Source organism: Pisciglobus halotolerans (assembly GCF_900113675.1).
Taxonomy (GTDB): Bacteria; Bacillota; Bacilli; order Lactobacillales; family Carnobacteriaceae; genus Pisciglobus; species Pisciglobus halotolerans.
In genome coordinates this window covers 12575-36908 of record NZ_FOQE01000001.1, presented here as the reverse complement: position 1 = coordinate 36908, position 24334 = coordinate 12575, and the positions used below count along the sequence as shown (strand labels likewise).

General features: G+C 39.9%; 20 protein-coding genes. 13 read left to right on the top strand and 7 right to left on the bottom strand.

The window, feature by feature from the left end; genetic code table 11:
- Window positions 1–33 precede the first annotated feature (33 nt).
- From BM057_RS00145 to ypfJ, 7 genes are all read left to right on the top strand, one after another.
- A complete protein-coding gene (locus BM057_RS00145) occupies window positions 34–1002 on the top strand; it encodes a mannose/fructose/sorbose PTS transporter subunit IIA (RefSeq protein WP_092090695.1) in 969 nt (322 codons plus the stop codon).
- 34 nt (window positions 1003–1036) lie between these two features.
- Window positions 1037–1843: a PTS mannose/fructose/sorbose transporter subunit IIC gene (locus tag BM057_RS00140; RefSeq protein WP_092090694.1), complete on the top strand. Its 807-nt coding sequence runs from the start codon at window positions 1037–1039 to the stop codon at window positions 1841–1843.
- Window positions 1844–1862: 19 nt separating this feature from the next.
- The gene (locus BM057_RS00135; protein ID WP_092090693.1) at window positions 1863–2774 is read left to right on the top strand and encodes a PTS system mannose/fructose/sorbose family transporter subunit IID; all 912 of its coding nucleotides are present in this window, start codon (window positions 1863–1865) and stop codon (window positions 2772–2774) included.
- A 384-nt stretch (window positions 2775–3158) separates the two neighbouring features.
- A complete protein-coding gene (locus BM057_RS00130) occupies window positions 3159–3530 on the top strand; it encodes a DUF956 family protein (RefSeq protein WP_047390319.1) in 372 nt (123 codons plus the stop codon).
- 300 nt (window positions 3531–3830) lie between these two features.
- Window positions 3831–5168, top strand: coding sequence for a C1 family peptidase (locus BM057_RS00125; protein WP_047390317.1), 1338 nt, complete (start codon window positions 3831–3833; stop codon window positions 5166–5168).
- A gap of 499 nt (window positions 5169–5667) precedes the next feature.
- Window positions 5668–6876: a CapA family protein gene (locus BM057_RS00120; protein ID WP_092090692.1), complete on the top strand. Its 1209-nt coding sequence runs from the start codon at window positions 5668–5670 to the stop codon at window positions 6874–6876.
- A gap of 238 nt (window positions 6877–7114) precedes the next feature.
- Window positions 7115–7981: a KPN_02809 family neutral zinc metallopeptidase gene (gene ypfJ, locus BM057_RS00115; protein WP_092090691.1), complete on the top strand. Its 867-nt coding sequence runs from the start codon at window positions 7115–7117 to the stop codon at window positions 7979–7981.
- Between the two features lie 170 nt (window positions 7982–8151).
- Here the strand turns inward: ypfJ and BM057_RS00110 are convergent, their stop codons facing one another.
- The 4 genes from BM057_RS00110 to BM057_RS00095 form a co-directional block, all read right to left on the bottom strand.
- Window positions 8152–10056 carry a PTS fructose transporter subunit IIABC gene (locus BM057_RS00110; protein ID WP_092090690.1) on the bottom strand — a complete coding sequence of 635 codons (1905 nt, stop codon included), beginning with the start codon at window positions 10054–10056 and terminating at the stop codon, window positions 8152–8154.
- A gap of 30 nt (window positions 10057–10086) precedes the next feature.
- Entirely contained in the window at window positions 10087–11004 is a 918-nt protein-coding gene (gene pfkB / locus BM057_RS00105) for a 1-phosphofructokinase (protein WP_092090689.1), read from the bottom strand.
- Window positions 11001–11753, bottom strand: coding sequence for a DeoR/GlpR family DNA-binding transcription regulator (locus BM057_RS00100; RefSeq protein ID WP_092090688.1), 753 nt, complete (start codon window positions 11751–11753; stop codon window positions 11001–11003). Before BM057_RS00100 ends, pfkB begins: the two co-directional genes overlap by 4 nt.
- 248 nt (window positions 11754–12001) lie before the next feature.
- Window positions 12002–12835 carry a helix-turn-helix domain-containing protein gene (locus BM057_RS00095; RefSeq protein ID WP_047390337.1) on the bottom strand — a complete coding sequence of 278 codons (834 nt, stop codon included), beginning with the start codon at window positions 12833–12835 and terminating at the stop codon, window positions 12002–12004.
- A gap of 282 nt (window positions 12836–13117) precedes the next feature.
- On the opposite strand from BM057_RS00095, the gene BM057_RS00090 reads away from it, so the two are divergent.
- The 3 genes from BM057_RS00090 (at window position 13118) to BM057_RS00080 (ending at window position 17652) form a co-directional block, all read left to right on the top strand.
- The gene (locus BM057_RS00090; protein WP_092090687.1) at window positions 13118–14887 is read left to right on the top strand and encodes an ABC transporter ATP-binding protein; all 1770 of its coding nucleotides are present in this window, start codon (window positions 13118–13120) and stop codon (window positions 14885–14887) included.
- Complete coding sequence (locus tag BM057_RS00085; protein ID WP_092090686.1) at window positions 14868–16649, top strand: ABC transporter ATP-binding protein; 1782 nt, start codon at window positions 14868–14870, stop codon at window positions 16647–16649. The genes BM057_RS00090 and BM057_RS00085 overlap by 20 nt, the downstream gene beginning before the upstream one ends.
- 247 nt (window positions 16650–16896) lie before the next feature.
- Entirely contained in the window at window positions 16897–17652 is a 756-nt protein-coding gene (locus BM057_RS00080) for an acyl-[acyl-carrier-protein] thioesterase (protein ID WP_092090685.1), read from the top strand.
- A gap of 116 nt (window positions 17653–17768) precedes the next feature.
- On the opposite strand, the gene BM057_RS00075 is transcribed toward BM057_RS00080, so the two are convergent.
- Entirely contained in the window at window positions 17769–18383 is a 615-nt protein-coding gene (locus tag BM057_RS00075; RefSeq protein ID WP_092090684.1) for an MBL fold metallo-hydrolase, read from the bottom strand.
- 261 nt (window positions 18384–18644) lie between these two features.
- On the opposite strand from BM057_RS00075, the gene ptsG reads away from it, so the two are divergent.
- Window positions 18645–20177: a glucose-specific PTS transporter subunit IIBC gene (ptsG, locus tag BM057_RS00070; protein ID WP_092090683.1), complete on the top strand. Its 1533-nt coding sequence runs from the start codon at window positions 18645–18647 to the stop codon at window positions 20175–20177.
- Between the two features lie 3 nt (window positions 20178–20180).
- A complete protein-coding gene (locus BM057_RS00065; RefSeq protein ID WP_047390301.1) occupies window positions 20181–20867 on the top strand; it encodes an N-acetylmannosamine-6-phosphate 2-epimerase in 687 nt (228 codons plus the stop codon).
- Window positions 20868–20968: 101 nt separating this feature from the next.
- Here the strand turns inward: BM057_RS00065 and BM057_RS00060 are convergent, their stop codons facing one another.
- Entirely contained in the window at window positions 20969–21775 is an 807-nt protein-coding gene (locus BM057_RS00060) for a MurR/RpiR family transcriptional regulator (protein ID WP_092090682.1), read from the bottom strand.
- Window positions 21776–22006: 231 nt separating this feature from the next.
- Window positions 22007–22591, bottom strand: coding sequence for a general stress protein (locus BM057_RS00055; protein ID WP_092090681.1), 585 nt, complete (start codon window positions 22589–22591; stop codon window positions 22007–22009).
- A gap of 167 nt (window positions 22592–22758) precedes the next feature.
- Here BM057_RS00055 and BM057_RS00050 point away from each other — a divergent pair, with 167 nt between their 5' ends.
- Complete coding sequence (locus BM057_RS00050) at window positions 22759–24198, top strand: DEAD/DEAH box helicase (protein ID WP_281246041.1); 1440 nt, start codon at window positions 22759–22761, stop codon at window positions 24196–24198.
- The last annotated feature ends 136 nt before the right edge of the window (window positions 24199–24334 follow it).

Genomic DNA, 24334 nt, shown 5'->3' with positions numbered 1-24334 from the left:
AAAAAATGCACATTGTAAATAGGAGGTATACAAATGGTAGGAATTATCCTAGCAAGTCATGGTGAGTTTGCTGAAGGCATCTTACAATCAGGATCAATGATCTTTGGTGAACAAGAAAATGTAAAAGCTGTTACATTAATGCCTTCAGAAGGTCCGGATGATATAAAAGCGAAAATGCAAGAAGCGGTTTCGACTTTTGATAATCCAGATCAAGTATTATTCTTGGTTGATCTATGGGGAGGAACACCATTTAACCAAGCAAATAGTTTGTTTGAGGAACACAAAGATACATGGGCGATCGTAGCTGGCATGAATTTGCCGATGGTGATTGAAGCATATGCTTCACGTTTTTCAATGGAATCTGCGCAAGAAATCGCAGCACATATTATTGAAACAGCTAAAGAAGGCGTGAAAGTAAAACCTGAAGAGCTGGAACCTAAAACTGCAGCTGCTCCTGCTCAGTCAGTACCAAAAGGCGGCGCTCCTGGGAAGTTCCAATATGTATTGGCACGTATCGACTCTCGTTTGTTGCATGGACAAGTTGCAACGTCATGGACCAAAACAACACAACCAACTCGGATCATTGTTGTTTCAGATGCAGTAGCAAAAGATGAACTTCGTAAGAAATTGATCCAACAAGCTGCTCCTTCAGGTACTAAAGCACACGTTGTTCCTGTTGAGCAAATGATCAAGCTTTCAAAAGATGATCAACACTTTGGCGGTCAACGCGCATTGCTTCTTTTTGAAAACCCACAAGATGTCCTTAGAGTAGTTGAAGGCGGCGTTCCATTGGACACTGTCAACGTTGGTTCTATGTCTCACTCAACTGGGAAAGTTCAACCGAATAAAGTATTGGCATTTGACCAAAACGACATTGATACATTTAGAAAATTGGAAGAAAATGGCGTGAAATTCGACGTACGGAAAGTTCCAAGCGATTCTAGAGGCAATATGAACGAAATTCTTAAGAGAGCTCAAAACGAGCTAAACAAACAAAAGTAATTTATTATCAGTAGGAAACGGAGGATTAATCATTATGGATTTGAATTTTATTCAAGTGATATTGGTCATTGTCGTAGCGTTCATGGCTGGTATGGAAGGTATTTTAGACCAATTCCATTTTCACCAACCTGTTATCGCATGTACGTTAATCGGCTTAGTTACAGGAAATCTATTACCTTGCCTTATTTTAGGCGGTACACTTCAAATGATTGCACTAGGTTGGGCAAACATTGGTGCCGCTGTAGCGCCTGATGCTGCGTTGGCATCTGTTGCATCTGCAATTATTTTAGTTCTTGGGGGACAAGGCAGAGCTGGGGTATCTTCAGCTATTGCGATCGCTGTTCCGCTTGCTGTTGCTGGGTTATTATTAACAATTATTGTTCGTACAGTTGCAACAGCTTTTGTGCACTTTATGGATGCTGCAGCAAAAGAAGGAAACTTCAGAAAAGTTGAAATGTGGCATATCATTGCCATCTGTATGCAAGGGATCCGAATTGCTATTCCTGCTGCATTGATTTTAGCTATTGGTGAAGGTCCGGTTAGAGGATTACTTGAATCTATGCCAGACTGGCTAACAGATGGTTTAGCAATCGGTGGTGGAATGGTTGTAGCTGTTGGTTATGCAATGGTTATCAACATGATGGCTACAAAAGAAGTATGGCCATTCTTTGCGATTGGTTTCGTATTGGCGACTGTTTCAGAAATTACACTGATCGGTTTGGGTGCAATCGGTATTGCTTTAGCTTTGATCTATCTAGCGCTTTCTAAACAAGGCGGTTCAGGTAGCGGCGGAAGCTCAAATACTGGTGATCCAATCGGCGATATTATAGATAATTACTAAGAAGGAGGCGGACACAAAAATGGCAGAACAAATAAAATTAACAAAAAAAGATCGTCTTTCTATTTGGTGGCGTTCAACTTTCCTTCAAGGTTCTTGGAACTATGAACGTATGCAAAATGGTGGTTGGGCTTATACGATGATCCCAGCGATCAAAAAATTGTATAAGACTAAAGAAGATCGTGCAGCTGCGCTACAACGTCACTTGGAATTCTTTAATACACACCCGTATGTAGCTTCACCCATTATCGGTGTAACGTTAGCACTTGAAGAAGAACGTGGAAATGGTGCACCAGTTGATGATGTTACCATTCAAGGGGTAAAAGTTGGGATGATGGGACCTTTAGCAGGTATTGGGGACCCAGTTTTCTGGTTTACGGTTAAGCCTATCCTTGGTGCGTTAGCAGCTTCTCTTGCAATGGCTGGTAACATTCTTGGACCAATTATTTACTTTGTAGCATGGAATATTATTCGTATGGCATTTATGTGGTATACACAAGAGTTTGGTTATAAAGCAGGATCTAAAGTTACAGATGACCTTTCAGGCGGCTTATTACAGGACATCACAAAAGGTGCTTCTATTCTGGGTATGTTTATCCTCGGATCATTAGTAAACCGATGGGTATCCATTACCTTTACGCCGATCGTATCTTCGGTCAAGCTTGACGAAGGAGCTTACATTGATTGGAACAACTTGCCTGCAGGTGCAGAAGGAATCAAATCTGCATTAGAACAACAAGCAGCAGGTCTTTCATTAAGCGAATATAACGTAACAACTTTACAAGATAACTTGGACAGCTTGATTCCTGGGCTAGTTCCATTGCTCTTAACACTATTCTGTATGTGGTTGCTTAAGAAAAAAGTATCTCCAATCGTTATCATTCTTGGATTGTTCGTGGTTGGTATCGTCTTCCACTTACTACACTTGATGTAATATGGAGAAACTAAGCCTGAGCTCTTCAGCTCGGGCTTTTTATGTAAAGGATGCGAAATAAAGGATGCGGAGCGAGGTCGATAGAGGCGACAGGAAAATGAAAAAGTGCGCCACAGAGCATCCCGCGCATGTGAGCATCTTTTGAATTTTACCCGAGACTCTGCCTCGCGCAGCTCAACTAAAAGGATGCGGAGCGAGGTCGATAGAGGCGACAGGAAAATGAAAAAGTACGACGCAGATTCTTGAAACGCTTTTTGCTTAAAAAGTGAAAACGTCGTATAATAATGACGTTCCGTTAGCGATCCCAAAGTTGATCGCTGATGTTGAAGAGAGACATCATTTACCGCAGAAGATATTTTCCAAGAAAGGAAATGGAATAATCAAATGGTTCAATCAATCAACACAAAAGTCGACTTGGTCATTGATTCAACCTCTTATTCAGGACTAACTGATTACGGCAAAGTCATGATTGGGGATAAAGGATTTGAATTCTTTAATAGTCGAGATACCCGTAAATTTATTCAAATTCCATGGGAAGAAGTAGATTATGTTGTTGCTTCCGTCATGTTCAAAGGAAAATGGATTCCACGTTATGCGATTCAAACCAAAAAAAATGGGACATTTTCTTTTTCTTCTAAAAATCCGAAAAAAGTTTTACGTGCGATTCGTGAATATGTTGATCCTAGTCATATGGTCCAATCATTGAGTTTCCTTGATGTCATTAAGCGGGGAATAAGAAACATGTTTAAAAGATAGTTATCTACTATTTTAGGATCTATGCTGCTTAACGTTAGAAGATGAAGAGTCTTAGGTTAACGTTGGATATTGTTATATAAAGGCGTCTGAGATAGGAGCTGCTCCTATCTCAGATGCTTTTTCTTTTTTACAGGCTTTTTTAAAAGCAGTGATTTCATTATAATAAACCTAGTAAAAAGTTGAATTTGATTTGGACGTATTCACGAAACATTAACTATTTTTTCATTTCTTTTTCCTCGTTTGTTGAACATGGCTATTAAAAAGAGTAAGATAGAATTTAATAGAAAGTGAGTGAAGTGTATGACGATTGATCAAAATTTACTAGAACAATATCAAGCACGTTTTGAGTCCCATAAGGAAAACCAAGTGATCGAAGGTGCGATAGCAAAAGTAGGAATCAAAGATGCTTCTTTGGACAACAATGTTTTCCGCAGACATTCTTTCGTTTTCTCAGATGAAACCAAACGCGGAGCGATCACCAATCAAAAAGCTAGCGGCCGTTGCTGGATGTTCGCGGCATTAAATACAGCACGTGTCGATACAATGGCGAAGTTGAACTTAGAAACTTTTGAATTTTCACAAAACTATACGCTATTTTGGGATAAACTAGAAAAATCTAACTACTTTTTGGATAGTATTTTGGAAACGTTAGAAGAAGCAATCGATTCTAGAATCATTGCGCATTTGCTTGCAGCGCCTGTTCAAGATGGTGGACAATGGGATATGTTTGCTGGGATGTTAGAAAAATATGGTGCTGTTCCTAAAGCTGTTATGCCTGAAACCTATCATTCTTCAAATACACGTGAATTGAACACAGCTTTGACGACCAAACTCAGAGAATTTGCTTCTCGTTTGCGCGAAACGTATCAAACTGGCGCTACAGTTGAAGATTTACGTGCGCAAAAAGAAGATATGTTGTATGTCATTTACAATATTTTGGTCAAAGCATTGGGAGAAGTTCCAACGACTTTCACTTACGAATACCGCGATAAAGATGATCAGTTCCAACGAATCGAAAACATTACACCACAGGAATTCTTCAAAGAATACGTCGGTTGGAATTTAACTGATCGCGTAAGCTTGATCAATGCACCAACAGAAGATAAACCATATGGTCGAGCTTATACAGTCCAATATCTTGGAACTGTTAAAGAAGCTGAACCGATCCGTTACATCAATGTACCAATGGACGTGCTGAAAAAAGCAGCTGTCGCATCAATCAAAAATGGCGAACCTGTCTGGTATGGCTGTGATGTTGGGCAAATGTCTGTCCGTGAAAGTGGAATCATGGATGAACAAAGTTACAATTACGGATTGACACTTGGGGAAGCTTCTTCTTTAACAAAAGCCCAAAGACTAGATTATGGCGAAAGTTTATTGACTCATGCAATGGTATTGGTAGGAGTGGACTTGGATAAAGATGGTCATCCAATCAATTGGAAAGTTGAAAATAGCTGGGGTGAAAAAGCTGGGAAAAAAGGTATCTTCTCAATGAGCGACAAGTGGATGGACGAATTCGCTTATCAAATTTCTGTAGATAAGAAATATATCGACCAAGAATGGTTGAAAGCTCTTGATGAACCAGTTATTCAATTAGCACCTTGGGATCCAATGGGAGCCTTAGCTATGATGCAGTAATGTCTTTTTGTTTCTCAACAAGAAGGCGCATTGAAACCACTATCAAAAATGAAAAGACTAGAAGAAAGAAGGGCAGCTGCTCTTCTTTTTTTTTGCACTCTTATATGGTTCTGCAGTATTTAACGTTGGTTTGTAAAAAATCAATTTTTTTAATGCTAAGCTCGTTAGAAACCTATTTCTAGAAATTTTAGGAGGCGTATAGGACTACTGATAGCCATGAAAAAAAGATGTGATGTGAATCACTTAGTGTTAGGCTTTAGCCGTTACACTAAGTTTGAAGCTTGCAAGCATTGAGACGCGATTTTCGGCTCAATGTGTTCTCATGGCTTTTCATCAGTAGCTCATTGACCGTAGAAAATTTCTTTACCAACGTTAAAAGAGGAAGAACCTCTTATATTAACAAGAGAATCTAATAAAAGAAGAACCACATTTGGACAAGTTATTTCTAAATAAAATTGGTATAATGGAACAAAGCTAAACTAAAAAAGGAGCGATGGATATGAAACGTTTAGGTATCTTGTTGATCAGTGCGATATTGGCTGGCTGCCAATTTGGAGAGACGGGAACTTCAGACTCATCTACTGAAAAAAGCAGTGAACAGCAGACAGAACAGGAAAAAGTAACAGGGAGTGAACAAGCGGATTTATCTGTATCTTTGCCAGATAAACAAGTTTCATTCGTAGCCGTTGGAGACAACTTGATTCACAGTCCAATCTATAAAGATGCACAAAAAGAGGAAAATGCCTATGACTTTAAACCGATTTATCAGTTTGTGGAAGAGGATATTCAGCAAGCTGACCTGGCTTTTATCAACCAAGAGACGATTTTGGGCGGCGTTCAACTTGGATTGTCAGGATATCCAGCTTTCAATACACCGGAAGACATGGCTGAGGATCTTCATGACTTAGGCTTCGACTTAGTTAATGGCGGTACGAATCATTCTTTAGACAAGGGAACCAAAGGCATCACGAATGCACTTCAAACATGGGCACAGTATCCTGATACCCTTTTCACTGGTATTTTTGACAGTCAAGAAAAAAGAGATGAAGTTCCTACGATTGAACAAAACGACATTACTTTTTCGTTATTGTCTTATACATATGGCACGAATGGCATTGAACCGCAACATTCGTATCTTGTTAATTATTTTGATGAAGATCAAATTAATCAAGATATCAAAAAGGCAAAATCTGTTAGTGATGTTGTCTTGATATCTGCTCACTGGGGAGATGAACATGCTTTTGAACCCAATGACTTTCAAAAAAAATATGCAAAAGTTTTCGCAGATGCGGGCGCAGATGTTGTGATCGGCACGCATTCTCACACCATTCAGCCAATTGAATGGGTCGAGGGAAAAGAAGGCAATGAAACCCTGGTGGCTTATTCATTGGGAAACTTTTTGGCGGCGACTACCTCCAATAAAAACTTATTAGGCGGTATGTTATCCTTTGATGTAACAGAAGAAGAGGATGATAAGGTTGTTGAAAATGTACATTGGACACCTACTGTCGTGTATTATGCTACTGGAGAAAACAAAGATTTAGATAAAAGACGAGATTTTATGATTTATCCTTTAAAAGATTATACGGAAGAAATTGCACAACATCATGCATTAGCAAATGAAGACGGAGAAGATGTTTCACCTGAATACTTCGAACAACTGACAGAGAAAGTGATCGATGCACGTTACTTAACACCTGCTGAATGATGGAAATCAAACTCTTGACCGTTCTTTATCTTTTGATTTCAAACTTAAGCCCTCATGATTAAAAGGCATTTACAAATGAAAGCAGTTCTTTAAGCGCCTCGCGCTAAATGGCCTAATACAAAGCCTTTAAAATATTAACCTAGATGGACAGCTAGAGAGCGTTTCATGAAAGGAAATGCGAAGAACATGCTAAACTAAATATAAGAAAAAAGGAGGAGCAACAAGGAGGAGAAAAGGAATGAAGTGGAAGAATCGAAGGCGCAGCTCGAATGTTGAAGATCGAAGAGGACAGTCGCCAGCGGGAGGCTATCGAGGCGGAGGAATCGGTATTCCAGGCGTTTTGATGGGTGGAGGCGGCATTGGTGCTCTTTTGATCTATTTGTTGTTTTCATTTTTTGGCGGCAGAAGCAGCGGATCATTTGATGGGGCAAATGTTATCGATCAGACAACAAATGGCACTTATGAAACGGCTGAAGAAGATGAATTATTTGATTATGTTTCTGTTATTTTAGCGGATACAGAAGACATTTGGACAGATGTTTTAGCTGATTATGGATATACGTATGAAGCGCCAAAACTTGTTGTTTATAATGAGATGGTTCAATCAGCTTGCGGCGTTTCAGGAGCTTCGACTGGTCCATTTTATTGTCCTGCAGATGAAAAATTATATATTGACCTCAGCTTTTATGACGAATTGCGTGATCAGTTCCAAGCTCCCGGCGATTTTGCCATGGCTTATGTAGTGGCACATGAAGTTGGGCATCACGTTCAAAATCAATTAGGCTTAGCGGACCAATTCCAACGGGCACAAAGCCAGGCTTCTCAAGAACAGGCAAATGCCATGTCTGTTCAATTTGAGCTTCAGGCCGATTACTTAGCTGGTGTCTGGGCACACTACGCTGAAGGAATGGGTTATCTAGAAGAAGGAGACTATGAAGAAGCCATCACGGCTGCCGGTGCAGTTGGAGATGATCGTATCCAAATGCAAGCCCAAGGATATGTGGTTCCGGAAAGTTTTACACATGGCACCGCGAAGCAAAGGATGTATTGGTTTGAAAAGGGGTTTCAATCTGGTCGTTTAGAAGAGGGAAATACCTTTGAATAAGGTCTGTGGGTAAAAACAACAAACGAAAAATCCTATGCCTTCAACTCATGAGAAACCAGGTTGAAGGCACAAAAAACAGAACTAAAAAGCGTTCCTGTTTGCGGAAATGATCCGCGAGCAGGAACGCTTTTTGATGAAGATCTTTTTATTTAGCAAAGATGATGTGCGAACTACTTCAAGTTGACCGTGTTCTTTTCAACAGGTTTGCGCCAAAATCCTAAGATAAGGGCGGATATAATAGAACCGATTGCTAACGCTAATAAGAACAACAGTCGATGGTTGGCCAATGGGATAACAAAGATCCCACCATGTGGTGCAGGAATCGAAATGTCCCACAACTGAGTTAACCCACCAGCAATGACTGATCCAATAACGGAAGAACCGATAATGCGAAGAGGATCAGCTGTTGCAAAAGGAATAGCGCCTTCTGTGATAAAGGATAGACCTAAAACATAATTGGTTAAACCTGACTTACGCTCATCTTCAGTGAATTTGTGTTTAAAGAAAGTGCTGGCTAAAGCGATCGCTAATGGCGGAACCATTCCGCCCGCCATAACGGCTGCCATCAAGCTGCCATCGCCAGTATCCGTAAAGATACCGATCGAGAAGGTATAAGCGGCTTTATTGAATGGACCACCCATATCAAGCGACATCATGCCGGCTAAGATCGCACCGATCAAAACGGCATTGACAGAACCGAGACTATTTAAGACGTTGATCATTGCTGTATTGATCGTCGCAAAAACTGGTCCGACAACAAAGTACATCAAAGCGCCCGTTAATAACAGACCAAAAACGGGATACAAGAGAATCGATTTCAATCCTTCAAGTGATTTTGGCAAGCCCTTGAACCAGCGCTTCAGCAGCAATACAAGGTATCCTGCTAAGAAACCGCCGACTAGTCCTCCTAGAAATCCTGCATGACTATTGACAGCCATTAAACCAGCAACCATCCCTGGCATTAGCCCTGGCCGATCACCAATACTCATGGCGATGTAACCGGCTAAGATAGGAATCAAGAAATTGAAAGCATTACTGCCAATCGTATTCAAGAATAAGAAAGCTTGGCTTTTATCGCCCAATGTGTTTTCGAACAAGAAGGAGATCGCCATCAGAATCCCGCCACCAACTACGAACGGTAGCATGTAAGAAACACCATTCATCAAGTCTTTGTAGACTTTGTTCCAAAGCGAACCGCTTGTTTCTTCAGCTGAATCACTATCCACTTGTCCTTCAGCAGAAAAAATCGGTGCTTGTTGATTGATCGCTTTGTTGATCAATTCTTCCGGCTTACGGATTCCGTCGCTGACAGGTCGCTGTAAGACAGGTTTGCCATCAAAACGCGCCATTTCTACTTGTTTGTCAGCGGCTACGATCACACCAGCTGCTCGCTTGATATCTTCTTTAGATAGTCGATGCTTCACACCTTCTGTTCCATTGGTTTCGACTTTGATGTCGACACCCATCTCAGCAGCTTTTTTCTTTAGTGCATCTTCTGCCATATACGTATGAGCGATTCCCGTTGGACAAGCGGTTACAGCAACCACAAATGGTTTGTCAGATTGGATATCTGCAGGTGTTTCATCATGCGCTTCTTCCGCAGCTGCTTCACTTTCTTGTTCTTTTTGAGCCGCTGCAAATAAAGCTTGGACTTCATCCGGATTTTCAGCTTTACGCAAAGAAGCCACAAAGTCTTGATTGATCAATAGGCGTGCTAATGCAGCTAGCGCTTGCAAATGGGTATCGTTTGCGCCTTCTGGAGCTGCGATCATAAAGAAGAGATTAACGGGCTGACCGTCTAAAGCAGCATAATCGACACCCGCATTGCTTTTCGCAAATAAAACGGTCGCTTCGTTTACAGCTGTTGTTTTGGCATGCGGCATCGCAATGCCATCTCCTAAGCCAGTAGAGGTTTGTGCTTCACGCGCTAAGATTTTTTCTTTAAAGTTTTCCACATTGTTGATGCGACCATGGTCATACAATGACAAAATCATTTCATCGATAGCTGCTTCTTTTGTCGTCGCTTTCAAGTTCATGATCATGACATCTTTGACAAGTAAATCATTGATATTCATGCCGTTTCCTCCCATAACATTTTCTGTTGTTTATTCCGATATCTTGTTTACACTCACACTAGGCAGTAGTTGTTCGATTTTTTCTTTAGTGGCTAAATCTTGTGAAAAAGCAGTTGCGCTTCCAGTAGCGACACTTGTTTTAAAAGCAGTCATCGGATCTTGTGTTTGTACAAAAGCAGCAATGAACCCTGCGATCATGGAGTCGCCGGCACCAACTGAATTGAGAACATGGCCTTTTGGTACAGTAGCATGGTAAACTGCGCCGTCTGTAAAGAATAAAGCACCGTCTCCGCCCATTGAGATGATGGCATGCTGTGCTCCGGCTTGGATCAGCTGTTTACCATAAGGAATCATGTCTTGCATCGAAGCAAAGGACGTATGGAACAGTTCAGCTAATTCATGGTGGTTTGGTTTGACTAGAAGCGGATGATAAGCAAGTGCAGCTATCATTTCTTTTCCAGTCGTATCGATCACAAAACGTGCGCCAGCCTGTTGGATGCGTAAAATCATTTTTTCATAATAATCATCCGGCAAAGAACCCTGTTTGTTTCCTGAAAGGATGACGATGTCTTGGTCAGTCAATTGGTCCATCTGTTTTAAAAGAGCTTCAGCTTCTTTTGCTTGGATCGTTGGACCTTGAGCATTGAATTCTGTTTCTGATATCGATTTCAACTTGACGTTGATACGCGTATCTTCTTGAACTTGAATGAAATGGGTCAATACTTGTTCTTTTTCTAAGCAGTCTTGAATAAACTTTCCAGGAAAGCCACCAATGAAGCCTAGAGCCGTATTGGGTTCTTGAAATTGTTGCAAGACTCGAGAAACGTTGATCCCTTTTCCGCCGGGGAGTTTCGTATCTGAATCTAAACGATTTAACTCACCTAATTCGACTTTTTCTGAATGAATGATGTAATCGATCGCTGGGTTTAAAGTGACTGTATAAATCATTCTGTTACCTCCTTAAGTAGGGTGATGGTTGAATAATGTTCAGACAATGAGGTAGGGAGGCCGCTCGTTAGCACCGTAACTTCGTCTAGATCGCAAACTTTTGCGAAAGTCACATGTTCAAATTTGCTTGAGTCAGCTAAAACAAAGCATTTGATGCTGTTACGAACAGCTTCGCGTTTGACCGCTGCTTCATCCGGATCAGGAGTGGTGCAGCCGTAACGAAGATCCAATCCGTTCATTCCGAGAAAAACTTTATCAAAGCGATAGCGGCTAAGCTGTTCGATACTTTCTGAGCCTACGATCGCTTTCGTTGAAAGTTTGACTGTTCCGCCGATCAACAACACATCATTTTGTTGGTCAGCCAGGAAATGAGCGTGCGGCAAACCGTTTGTTATGATACGGACTGTTTTGCCAACTAAATGAGGAATCATATACTGAGTAGTGGTTCCTGCATCTAGGTAAACTGTATCGCCATTTTCGATCAAAGAAGCAGCATAAGCTGCGATGGCTTTTTTCTCCTGAACGTTTTTGAACATTTTTTCAGTAGCCGTTTCTTCCTCTTGCAAAGTATGGAAACGCTTGGCGCCACCATGGATCCGAATCAGCTTCCCTTGTTCTTCAAGTTGAGCTAAATCGCGGCGAACCGTAGATTCTGAGCAATTAAGCAGCTCCATTAATTCTTGTGATTTCACAACATTATCTTGTGCTAGCTTTTCTAAAATCAGTGCATGACGTTCTTCTGTAAGCATCTTCATCACTCCTGTTACCTTAATTTACCACCAAAAGCATTCAAAATCAATCAAAAAACGCAATAATCTCGTCTTAGACAAAAGAAAAAGTCTGCGCTTACATGCCCGCTTTCTCCAAAAGTGATGAAATAAAAAAAGCCTTAAATACAGGAAACTTCCCATGATTTAAGGCGGATTTAGTTTAGGTTCAGCTTTCAATCTTTTATCCTATTTCTATATAAGGCTGAACAATCCATGTGGTTGTTGCTTTAAACCTGCTTGGCAAAAAGAGAAGGAGACAAGCCGAAGTATTTTTTAAATAATTTGCTGAAATAAAATGGATCTTCATAGCCGATGAGCTGAGAAACTTCCTTCATGCTGATATTTCGATCGTTCTCGATCATCTGTTTGGCTTTATCTAAACGAAAGCGGATCAAGTAATTGATCGGCGTGTCTCCCAGTTGATCTTTGAAGAGGCGCGAAAGGGTGGCAGGACTTGTATAAAGATCTTGTGCCATTTGATTGAGCGAAACATCTTCCATATAGCGGGTTTCGATATAAAACTTTGCTTCAGCGACCAACTGCTGCTTTTCTTGATCTTCTGTCGAAAGGAGCAATTGACTGTTTTGAAGCGGAACAGCAGCTTCATCTCGCAACAAGTAAACAAGCAGTTTTAACACCATCGCTTTTAATAGGAGTTCATAACCTGGTCTTGCTTCGTATCTTTCGCGGACCATTTCGTTACAAACTGCAAAGAAGTCAGTTTCGTATTGTTGCAGATGAATGATAGTCGATTCAAGCGGCAGCACATCTTTTGGAAAACGTTCAAAATGAAAGTTGCGTAAACCGATATGAATCTGTGTATTCTTTGAAGGAGCTGTAGTGTATTCATAATGGTGAACACCTGGATTAAGCAAGAGGATACTTTGTTTTTCTAAATGGTAAACTTGATTTTCAATGACATAATCGGTCGTGCCATCTAAGATGATCGACAGCTCAAAAAAATCATGGGCATGGTTTTTGCCGGCTTCGGGACCGATCGAATGAGCATCAAAGACATACAGCACTTCAGGATTGAAGGTTTTAGAGTCAAATTTCAGCATACTTTCACCTCGTTTTCTTTTTCCGGTATCACTTAAATTATAAACGTTTTCAATGCGGTCGACAATTGATATGATTATAGGTTTATTGTTAAAAAAAGCAGCACCAATAAAGGGATACTGCTAAAAATCTCCATTTGAATTGATGATAAAATCCATTCTATTTTCTTCCCAGTCTCTTTAAGGTAAGGATAAATGGATGATCAAAATAACAAACAAGTTGTAGACGAAAAGAGAGCGTCTGTTTTCTTTATCGTTTAGCTTGCAAAAAGGTGGGAGAAGAAGATGAATAGTATCAAATGGGTATGGCAATACATTAGACCCTATTTGTTCGGTTGGTCATGGGCAAGTATCATGGTTGTTGCCGTAGCTTTGCTGAACATCGTAACGCCATATGTCGGCGGATTGATTGTTGACAATGTGATTTACAACGGAGAAAGCGATCTGCTGCTGCCGCTTTTGGGATTGATGCTGCTTGGGACATTCGTTAGAACGATTTTGCGGTATACGTATCAAATCAAATTTGAACGGATCGGTCAAAATGCCCTTTATCAAATTCGTGAAGATTTGTATACGAAATTGCAGGAGCTGGATTTTACTTTTTTTAATACCACACGTGTAGGAGATATCATGGCACGGATGACAGGAGACACAGATGCGATTCGGCATGCCATAGCGTGGCTTTATTTTAACGTCTTGGACAATATCGTCCTGTTTGTATCTGCCCTTATCGTATTGAGTACGATCGAGTGGCGCTTGACCTTAGCTTTGTTGATCGTCACACCATTTATCGCTCTTTTTACTATTTTATTATCGATCAAAGCCAATGGGGCATTTTATGAAATAAGAGAAAGCTTTGCCAAGTTGAACTCCATGGTAGAAGAAAATATCGGTGGAAACAAAGTCGTCAAAGCGTTTGCCAATGAAGCTTATGAAGAGCAAAAGTTTGATGTCCGTAATGAAGGATTCAAGAAAGCAAACATGGATTCCGTTAATATCTCTAAAACTTATTTGCCGGTTCTTGAGACATTAGCCGGATTTATGGCTGTGATTTCAGTTGGATTAGGCGGATTTTTTGTTCTAAACGGCATGATGAGTGTCGGGAATTTGGTTGCTTTTAATGGATTGATTTGGATGTTGAATACACCCATGCGGAATGTCGGCGGTTATATGAATGATATGCAACGCTTTATAACGGCCACTTATAAAATCCGCGAAATGTTGAATACGAAACCGCTGATCCCTGTCAACCAGAAAAAATCGATTCAAGAAATGCGAGGGGAAGTTGAGTTCCAAAATGTTTCTTTTGCATTTGCTGATGAGCCGGAACATTTTGTTCTAAGCCATATCTCTTTCAGGGCTGAGCCGGGAGAAACTATCGGGATCTTAGGTGAGACAGGATCTGGGAAATCGACGTTGGTCAACATGATCTCACGCTTTTTCGACCCAACGGAAGGTCGAGTACTGATTGATGGAGAAGATGCGCGTCGATGGAACGTATTGGACTTAAGAAAGCAAATTGCCATCGTGATGCAAGACGTTTTTCTATTTTCAGATACCATTAAAGGAAACATCTCGTATGGAAAACCAAGTGCTGAGTTTGAAGATATTGAACAGGTGGCGCGCGTAGCAGATGCTAGCCAGTTTATTGAAAAGATGCCTGAACGATATGAGACGTATCTTGGTGAACGCGGCAGCGGTTTATCAGGCGGTCAGCGACAACGACTTTCATTGGCTCGAGGACTGATCAAGCATCCGAAAATTTTGATTTTGGATGATACGACTTCAGCTGTGGATATGGAAACAGAAGTCAAGATTCAGAAAGGCATGAAAGATGTAAGTCGAGATACAACGACATTTATTATTGCCAACCGCATCTCTTCTGTAAAAAATGCCGATCAAATTTTGATTATGTCAAAAGGAGAAATCATCGAGCGCGGACAGCATGAGGAATTGTTGGCAAGAAAAGGAAGCTACTACGATATCTATCAAGAACAACTAGGACAATCTGAGGTTGAAGAGGAGGAGGATGAAGATGGCTCAAGTACAGACTGATACAGATAAAAAACTAGATAAAAAAATGAGTGCCAAGAATATCAAACGTGTACTCACTTATTTGAAGCCTTACCGTATGAAAATCACGATCCTCTTTCTGGTCATTTTGCTTTCTAATATCATCATGATCTTGGGTCCTTACCTAACCAGTATCGTGATCGACCAATCCATCCCCAACCAAGATGCACGCCAATTGACTTGGATCATTGTGCTTTATGCAGTGGCCACTTTGATAAATGGTTGGGCTTCTCGTTATCGCCTATATAACATTACATTGCTGGGACAAGATGTTTTACGCGATATGCGTTCAGACTTGTTTATTCATATGCAAAAATTATCATTTGCTTTTTTTGACAGCCAACCGCATGGAAAGATCTTGATTCGGGTTGTAAACTATATCAATAATCTCAGTAATATCCTGTCTTCTGGATTGATCAATGTGTTGTCAGATATTTTGAGCATTATTGTTACATTAGCCATTATGTTGGCCATTGATGTCCGGCTTACGCTATACAGTCTGATTTTGATGCCGGTTTTGTTTGTCGCGACAATGATCATCAAAAACAAACAGCGCGCCGCTTATGATGAATTGAGTGCAAAGCAAGCCAATTTGAATGCTTATATTCATGAAAGTATTGCTGGGATCAAAACGACACAGTCTTATACACGGGAAAGCATGAATTACGATATCTTTTCAGATGTCAGCAATCAGCAGCGCGAAGCCTATATGAAAGCTGTAAAAGCGCAAGATATGCTGAGTCCGATCGTTCAAAATATTGCTACGATCACCATTTCTTTCATTTATTTTGCTGGCATCAGAGGTTTAGGGGTCGATGTATCGACGGGGATCTTGATCGCATTTGTTGGATATGTCAATAACTTCTGGAACCCGATCATCAATGTCGGAAACTTCTACAATTCACTCGTATCAGGAGCCGTTTACTTGGAACGAGTATTTGAAATGATGGATGTGAAGCCACAGATCCAAGACGCACCAGATGCTTATGAAATGCCGCCAGTCAAAGGTGAGGTCGTTTTCCGGGATGTCACATTCGGTTATACGGAAGAGCAGAATATTTTTGAACATTTGTCATTCCATGTTAAACCTGGTGAAACCATCGCTTTAGTTGGTCCGACTGGTGCTGGAAAATCAACGATCACCAATCTGATCAGCCGCTTTTATGACATCAAAGATGGAGCTATCTTGGTAGATGGAATGGACATTCGAGACGTAAAAGTGCAGTCACTGCGTAAAGAAATCGGTGTTATGCTGCAAGATACTTTTATTTTCTCCGGAACGATCATGGAAAATATCCGTTATGGTAACTTGGAAGCGAGTCCTTGGGATATTGTAGATGCAGCGAGAGTGGTTCGAGCCCATGAATTTATTCAAGACTTGAAAAATGGTTATCGAACTGTCGTACAAGAAAGAGGCAGCACCTTATCAGCAGGTCAACGGCAATTGATCTCATTTGCTCGTACGCTATTAGCTGATCCAAAAGTTCTGATTCTCGATGAAGCAACTTCTAGTATTGATACCCAAACAGAAATCTTGCTGCAAGAAGGACTAGATAGACTATTAGAAGGTAGAACGGCTTTTATTGTGGCACACCGTTTGTCAACGATTCGAAATAGTGACCGGATCTTTTACATTGGTGATAAAAAGATTCTGGAATCTGGCAGCCACGAAGAACTGATGAAGAAAAAAGGCCATTACTATAATTTGTATAGAACACAATCCAAATTGTTGAAAAAAGTATAAGTTCAAATGACAAAGAGCTGCCGCGTCCTGCTGCAGTTCTTTTTTTTTAAGACTGAAAAGAAGAAATCAGTTTGAGTTGACCATGTCAGAAGGGAGCATAACGACTTACGAGTTAAAATCAGTTTAGAGAGTCAGATTTTACCTGAAGTATCCATAGCGCAAATCAGCTGTAATTTCTACTAACGGCTGAAGGCTATTTTATGGTAGGCTAAAGGTATTGAAATGGAAAGAAATGAGGCTAAGCAAGATGAGTGGAAAAGTATATGAAGAAGAACATACAGTGAAGTATTATGAAGGAGATACATTAGGCAGGATGTCTTTGCCCATGCTGATCAACAACTTGATTCATGTATCGGAAACACAAAGCAGCGTTTTAGGTGTGGATGACGCATTTGTCAAAAGTCGTGGACTGTCATGGATCATCCTGCAGTATGGTATTGAAATCAAAAGAATGCCGCGCATAACTGAGAAAGTTCGTATTCAGACTCAAGCCATGTCCTATAATAAATTATTCTGTTATCGAGACTTTAATGTTAGAGATGAAGCAGGTGAAGAAATCGTAACTGTTCATTCAACTTTTGCTTTGATGGATCTTGAAAAACGGAAGATGGTTCGTGTCCCGCAAGAAGTGATTGCACCTTACGAATCAGAATTCACTAAACGCTTGATTCGTACACCTCAACCCGAAAAGGTAAACGAAGAGAAACTAGCCGCTAAAACTTACCGTGTACGCTACTTAGATATTGACCAAAACAAGCATGTGAACAACTCTAAATACTTTGAGTGGGCATTAGACGCTTTAGGATATGACTTTTTAGCTACTCATGAATTGATGAGTATGAATATCAAATTTGAAAAAGAAGTGCAATATGGCGAACAGGTCCAAAGTGAATACAGCCTACGCAAGATGGAAGAGGGACAAGTACTATCTGCTCATCGCATTGTGACAGAAGGAAAAACAAACTGCGAACTTAGCGCGGTTTGGAAAGCACTAGAAGAATAAGTGTTGCCTAAGAAAGAATAGGATGTACTGATTGCTTAAAATTGTATGAAAAAAGGAAGATAGCGTACATGCTGTCTTCCTTTTTTTATGAGAGGCAAAATCTTCACTTTCCTTCGTTATTGGAAAAATGGATTGAATCTCTTTTCATAACCAATCGTTGTATCTCCAAGATGACCAGGATAAACACGGAATTCATCTGGCAGAGAGAATAAGTGCTCTCTAACGCCAGAAAGCAAAGTGTTTAGATCTCCTTGATACAAGTCCGTGCGTCCGATACTTCCATTAAATAAAGCATCCCCACTGATGACGAAACCATCAAAAATAAAGCTGACACCGCCTGGAGAATGCCCAGGAGTAGGAACAACTGTAAAGTTAAAGCCATCTAAATCGTACTCTTTCATTTCAAATTCAAATTCTGCCGGACGAGTTGTAAATGGAAGCCCGCTGAATGCGGACAGATTCAATTCAGCATCGCCTAACCAAGCTTGTTCTTCAGGACTGACATAAACAGGAATCTGATAGGTTTCTCGCGTTTCTTCCAATGCACCGATATGATCACTGTGTGTATGTGTCAGTAAAATGGCTTTCGGCTTCACCTTCAATCGATCAATTTCTGCTTTGATCTTATCAAAATCATCACCTGGATCCACGATCAGTGCCACCTCATGTTGATAAATAAGATAACAATTTTCTTTTAAATTACCCGTTACGATACGTTTCACTTCTAACATCTCATTGACCTCCCTGCATTGTGCATCGATATTTTGATGCTTGTCATTATCATAACACGTTTGAAAATTTTTTTAATTTTGAACGCAGACAAAATAAGAAAGGAAAGAGAGCGTTGAATTCCATAATTGTTGGACGCGAAATCTTAAATGGACGGCACAAATAAACTTGTTTTAGAAAATATTTTCGCAATATTTTATATTGACGAAAGTATTTTCATATAGTATGATTTAGAAAAAATAAGGAATTGGGAGGTAAAAGAAATGAAAACGTTTTTTGAAAAAGCACAGCAGTTTGGCAAGTCATTTATGTTGCCGATCGCAATCTTGCCAGCCGCTGGTCTGTTGTTGGGGATTGGAGGAGCTTTATCAAATCCCAATACTGTAAACGCTTATCCTGTGCTAGATGTCAATTGGTTGCAAGCTATATTTACTGTTATGAGCAGTGCAGGAAATATCGTTTTTGCAAACTTGCCGATTATTTTTGCAGTGGGGGTAGCTATAGGGCTGGCGCGTTCTGATAAAGGGACTGCTGGTTTGGCTGCTTTAATCGGTTATTTGGTTATGCACGCGACCATTAATTCTATTCTTTCCATAACGGGAAATTTGGTAGAAGAAAACTTAGCAGCTGCTGGACAAGGACTAACAGTTGGTATCCAATCGTTGGAAACGGGTGTGTTTGGTGGTATTATCATAGGGATAGTAGCAGGAATGCTACACAATCGCTTCAATAAAATTGAATTACCTCAATATTTAGGTTTCTTTGGAGGTTCGCGTTTTGTTCCCATCATTACTTCAGTAGCCGCTATTCTTGTTGGTGTTGTATTATATTTTGTTTGGCCATTATTCCAACAGTTAATTGCCAATATGGGGAATTTAGTAAATTCAACTGGTTACTTAGGAACCTTTATTTATGGATTTGTATTACGTATGTTAGGACCATTGGGATTACATCACATTTTCTACTTGCCGTTCTGGCAAACTGCCCTTGGCGGTACATTGGAAGTCGGCGGAAAAGTCGTTCAAGGGACGCAAAATATTTTCTTTGCTCAATTAGCTGATCCAAATACACATGAATTCTTTATTGGCACATCAAGATTTATGTCAGGCCGCTTTATTACCATGATGTTTGGTCTTATTGGAGCAGCGTTTGCCATTTATCGAACAGCTAAACCAGAAAACAAAAAAATAGTCGGAGGGTTAATGCTCTCAGCTGCTTTAACCTCTTTCTTAACCGGTATCACAGAACCACTTGAGTTTTCATTCTTGTTCGTCGCGCCAGCTTTATATGTCGTTCATGCGGTATTTGATGGATTAGCCTTTATGATGGCTCACATTTTCAAAATCACGATTGGGCAAACTTTTTCAGGTGGATTCATTGATTTCATCTTATTTGGCGTTCTACAAGGGAATGCACGTACAAATTGGATATACGTATTGTTGATTGGCGTAGTTTGGTTCTTCTTATACTATTTCTCCTTTACATTTTTAATTAAAAAATTTAACTTTAAAACGCCAGGTAGAGCCGAAAAAATGGAAGAAAGTTCTAAAAAGCCTGCTGAAGGACGTTCACTAGCGATCATTACAGGGCTTGGCGGAGAAGACAACATTGTCAGCGTAGATAACTGTGCGACACGGTTAAGAGTGACCGTTGCAGATGAAAAACTGGTGGATGATGAAGCGTTGAAAGAAACTGGAAGCAAAGGAATAGTGAAAAAAGGAAAAGGAATCCAAGTTATTTATGGACCTCAAGTTTCTGTTATAAAAAATGAAATCGAAGAAGTGTTAGGAGAATAAAAGATGAATATGTTAGCAAAAGTAAAATCAGAATTGATCGTATCATGTCAAGCCTTGTCCAACGAACCTTTACACAGTTCTTATATTATGGGAAGAATGGCGGTAGCTGCAGAAGAAGGCGGCGCAAAAGGAATCAGAGCCAATTCAAAAGAGGATATTATTGAAATCAAAAAAAATACAGACTTGCCTGTTGTAGGGATTGTAAAGAGAGATTATGATGATTCAGACATTTACATTACTGCGACTATGAAAGAAATAGAAGAACTGATTCAAGCGAATTGTGATATGATCGCCTTAGATGCAACAAATAGATTGAGACCCCAGCAGAAATCATTAGAAAGTTTTGTATCTGCTATCCGTGAAAAATATCCTGACGTTTTATTAATGGCTGATGTTGCAACGATTGAAGAAGCTGTTACAGCTGAAAAATTAGGCTTTGATTGTGTTTCTACTACTTTAATGGGTTATACTCCTGAATCAGAAGGACATGATATCTCAGATGAAGATTTCTTCCGTTTAAAAGAAATCTTAAAAAAACTGACGATTCCTGTTATCGCAGAAGGGCATGTAGATACACCTGAAAAAGCTAAAAGATGTAAAGAATTAGGTGTGCATGCTGTTGTTGTCGGCAGTGCAATCACTCGTCCTCAACTCATTACAAAACAGTTCGTTAATGAAATGAAAAAATAGAAAAAGAGCGCATCGCAAAGATGTACGCTTAGATGGATAAGAGTCCATTTACTAAGCGTACATCTTTTTTTGCAGAAAACGATAGAACGTCAGCGGCTTTTTTACTCTAAATTGATGGCTGACAGTGTTTTGATTCGATTGTTTAGATGTTCCTCTTCCTCTAGAAGAATATAGCATAAGACGTCTAGTACATAATGAATAGGCAACTGGCTATTGATAAACTTCTGATCTGGAATACTTGATTTATCAGATGCAAACAAAATAATGTCCGATATTTCAGTTAATGGAGTATGATTCTGGTTGGTCAAGCAACAAACTAAAGCTTTTTCTTTTTTAGCGATTTTGCAAGTATCAATGATTGCTGTCGTTTTTCCAAAGTTAGAAATTGCAATCACTAAGTCTTTTTGCTTTAGTAAGGCACTTTCCATCAGCATCATATGTGGATCTGTTACAGCATCCACATTTAAGCCCATTCTTGTGAGTCGATATTTCATTTCTAGAGCACTTAGACCTGAGTTTCCAATTCCGATGATTAAAATTTTATTGGCTTGTTTGATGGCTTCAATAAAAGCCGTCAGTTTGCTTGGTTCCATCAACTGATAAGCGGATTGGATCAATTGATTGTAGTAACTAGCAATTTTTAAAGGGACTTTTAAAGGGACCGGTATTTCAGTAGACTCTTGTGAAACGATTGCTTTGAATTCTCCAAAACTGTTGTAATCCAGCTTTGAACAAAAGCGCGAGATCGTAGCATTTGACGTTTGGTTGAGTTTGGCAAGGTCTTTAATGTTCCATTTTTTTAATTGTGATTGGTTTTCCAGTATAAAAGAGGCAATCTCTTTTTCTTTTTTTGTTAATAGAGAATAATTTTGTGTAACGCGGTTTGAAAAATTTAAGCTATCGTTCACTTTATATTCAGCCTCTCATTCTTATAAGGGTCAGTGTAAAGCTGACAAAATGCTTTTGTCTTGATTCAAGTGTACAATAATCTACGGAAATAATCATTACTTACTTTTTGGTGTGGTTGATAAAGAATAGATCGTACAAAAAAACAAAGAAAAGCCAAAAAATAGCTCTTCTTTGTTTATTCTACTCAACGATGAAAGTGTAGTTCTTTCTCCATTTTTTTGCAGTAACGATTATGGTTTATCAATCGTTCCGTCATCAGCTCCAGGAGTTGGCGGAACATTGGTGATGTCAGATTTCATGTGGCCACCATAGTTTCCGTCAGATTCTTTTACTGGGATACCGTCAACTGAAGTTGCATCGCCCTCATTGGTGGTGTTTTGGATTTCGCTAGTGGATTGTTCTTGTTTTTCACCAATATTCGGTATGGTAGGGTCTGATTTTTCTTTGATTGGAGAACGTTCCAAATAAGTGCCGGCTGTTTCTTTTCCAGTTCCTTCTGCCAAGATAACATAGCCGCCATTTTGGACGGTTTTATTGTACCGTTCCGTTACTGAAGGGTCCAATTGATAAGCACCGAGCGGATTATTGTCATCTGCAATACTAAAGAGGGAAGGTCTGCCTGTGGAAACGCTTTTGTTTTCAGCGTCTAAAACAGGTTCGACGTTTGCGATCGTTAAGCCTTCAATCGCGCCTTTATTTGAACGATGGGTCACAACAACTACATCTGCTGCGGTATAACCATCTGCTAATAGGTGTTCCACTGCAGCTGCTGCTTCTTCTACGGACATATAAGCACCTTTAAAAACTTTTGCCATATTATTCCTCTCCTTTATTTGATCCTTTGTTTCTCTTTCAGTTTAACAAAAATCAAAAAAATAACCCAACAATACAAACTGGAAGAAGAGCGATGACAAAAAAGACTCTCTTTTTGTAGGGAATGCTGTTATACTAAATAAACTATATGGACAAAAGAGGGTACGATTTGAAAAAGAATTTTACAGATGAACAAATTAGCGAAGACATTTTAAAAGCTTTAAAAAAATTGCGCTATTTTCAGCCGACACCGGTACAGCAAGAAGTAATACCTGTTATGCTGTCAGGAAAAGATGCGACCGTTGAGGCACAAACCGGCAGCGGTAAAACAGCCAGTTATGCAATTCCGTTATGCGAGCAAGTAGTATGGGAAGAAAATAAACCGCAAGCTTTGGTATTGGCTCCCACAAGAGAATTGGCATTGCAAATCAAAGAAGATATCATCAATATTGGTCGGTATAAGCGGATCAAAGCAACAGCTGTATTTGGAAAAGCTTCATTTAAAAAACAGCAGCTCGAGTTAAAGCAAAAAAGTCATATTGTTGTAGGGACACCTGGTCGAATATTAGATCATTTACAAAAAGGTACACTTCATTTAGAAAAACTTCGGACACTCATATTAGATGAAGCAGATGAGATGCTGAATATGGGATTTATAGATCAGATGGAAGAAATCATGGATTTCGTTCCAGAAAGCAGACAAACTGTCCTTTTTTCAGCAACCCTACCAGAAGAAATCGAACGCATGGCACAATTCTATCTAAACCCAGATAATAAACGGATCAAAGTCGAAGCAGCTGAGGAAAAACGTCCAGCCATCCAACAATCCTTTGTAAAAGTAGCAGCGGAAGATAAAGAAAAACAGCTATTGAATCTTTTGATTATGGAAAATCCAGATAGCTGTATGATTTTTTGCAATACAAAAGCTGCAGTCAACCAACTCTACACGTTTTTGCACAAAGCAGGGTTGCCCATTGACAAACTGCATGGCGGAATGTTGCAAGATGATCGTTTTGATGTGATGAAGGACTTTAAAGAAGGGCGTTTTCGCTATCTGGTTGCGACAGATGTTGCCGCTCGCGGTATTGACGTCGAACAAGTGACACATGTGGTCAATTTTGATGTTCCTGAAGAAGTGGAAAGTTTTATTCACCGATCCGGAAGAACTGGAAGAGCGGGCAGAGCAGGTTCAGTTCTGACATTAGTTGAACCGGATGAGGAAAAAGAATGGCAAAAAACCAAAGCAGCATCTGGCTTTACATTTGACCCAATCGATTTGCCATCTGCTCGCGTCGTTAAACGACATCAACGTGCATTTGAGGCGAAAATGCAACAAAAAATGTTCGTCAAGAAAAATAAGCCGCTGGACAAAGAGATCATGAAGTTGTACTTTAATGGTGGCAAAAAGAAAAAATTACGTGCAGTCGATTTTGTCGGAACGATTTCAAAAATCCCAACGATTCAGCCTGAAGATATTGGCATCATTACCATCCAAGAGACTGCGACTTTTGTAGAAATCTTGAATGGAAAAGGTCTATTTGTTTTAGAAAAAATGAAAGACCGTAAGATCAAAGGCAAGCAATTGAAAGTCTACAAAGCCAAAAAATAATCAGTAAGAAGATAAAAAATGCTAATGAAGCAGGCTATAAACAAAAAACAAAGTGAAACGGAAGTGTTGATCCGTTTCACTTTGTTTGGGTTTGTCATGATTTCATCGTTCGATTCTAATGGAAGAGAGCTTCAGC

What these genes read in the sequence shown, in the direction of transcription:
- BM057_RS00145 (WP_092090695.1), top strand. Translation starts at nt 34, where the DNA reads ATGGTAGGAATTATCCTAGCAAGTCATGGTGAGTTTGCTGAAGGCATC.
- BM057_RS00140 (WP_092090694.1), top strand. Translation starts at nt 1,037, where the DNA reads ATGGATTTGAATTTTATTCAAGTGATATTGGTCATTGTCGTAGCGTTC.
- BM057_RS00135 (WP_092090693.1), top strand. Translation starts at nt 1,863, where the DNA reads ATGGCAGAACAAATAAAATTAACAAAAAAAGATCGTCTTTCTATTTGG.
- BM057_RS00130 (WP_047390319.1), top strand. Translation starts at nt 3,159, where the DNA reads ATGGTTCAATCAATCAACACAAAAGTCGACTTGGTCATTGATTCAACC.
- BM057_RS00125 (WP_047390317.1), top strand. Translation starts at nt 3,831, where the DNA reads ATGACGATTGATCAAAATTTACTAGAACAATATCAAGCACGTTTTGAG.
- BM057_RS00120 (WP_092090692.1), top strand. Translation starts at nt 5,668, where the DNA reads ATGAAACGTTTAGGTATCTTGTTGATCAGTGCGATATTGGCTGGCTGC.
- ypfJ (WP_092090691.1), top strand. Translation starts at nt 7,115, where the DNA reads ATGAAGTGGAAGAATCGAAGGCGCAGCTCGAATGTTGAAGATCGAAGA.
- BM057_RS00110 (WP_092090690.1), bottom strand. Translation starts at nt 10,056, where the DNA reads ATGAATATCAATGATTTACTTGTCAAAGATGTCATGATCATGAACTTG.
- pfkB (WP_092090689.1), bottom strand. Translation starts at nt 11,004, where the DNA reads ATGATTTATACAGTCACTTTAAACCCAGCGATCGATTACATCATTCAT.
- BM057_RS00100 (WP_092090688.1), bottom strand. Translation starts at nt 11,753, where the DNA reads ATGCTTACAGAAGAACGTCATGCACTGATTTTAGAAAAGCTAGCACAA.
- BM057_RS00095 (WP_047390337.1), bottom strand. Translation starts at nt 12,835, where the DNA reads ATGCTGAAATTTGACTCTAAAACCTTCAATCCTGAAGTGCTGTATGTC.
- BM057_RS00090 (WP_092090687.1), top strand. Translation starts at nt 13,118, where the DNA reads ATGAATAGTATCAAATGGGTATGGCAATACATTAGACCCTATTTGTTC.
- BM057_RS00085 (WP_092090686.1), top strand. Translation starts at nt 14,868, where the DNA reads ATGGCTCAAGTACAGACTGATACAGATAAAAAACTAGATAAAAAAATG.
- BM057_RS00080 (WP_092090685.1), top strand. Translation starts at nt 16,897, where the DNA reads ATGAGTGGAAAAGTATATGAAGAAGAACATACAGTGAAGTATTATGAA.
- BM057_RS00075 (WP_092090684.1), bottom strand. Translation starts at nt 18,383, where the DNA reads ATGTTAGAAGTGAAACGTATCGTAACGGGTAATTTAAAAGAAAATTGT.
- ptsG (WP_092090683.1), top strand. Translation starts at nt 18,645, where the DNA reads ATGAAAACGTTTTTTGAAAAAGCACAGCAGTTTGGCAAGTCATTTATG.
- BM057_RS00065 (WP_047390301.1), top strand. Translation starts at nt 20,181, where the DNA reads ATGAATATGTTAGCAAAAGTAAAATCAGAATTGATCGTATCATGTCAA.
- BM057_RS00055 (WP_092090681.1), bottom strand. Translation starts at nt 22,591, where the DNA reads ATGGCAAAAGTTTTTAAAGGTGCTTATATGTCCGTAGAAGAAGCAGCA.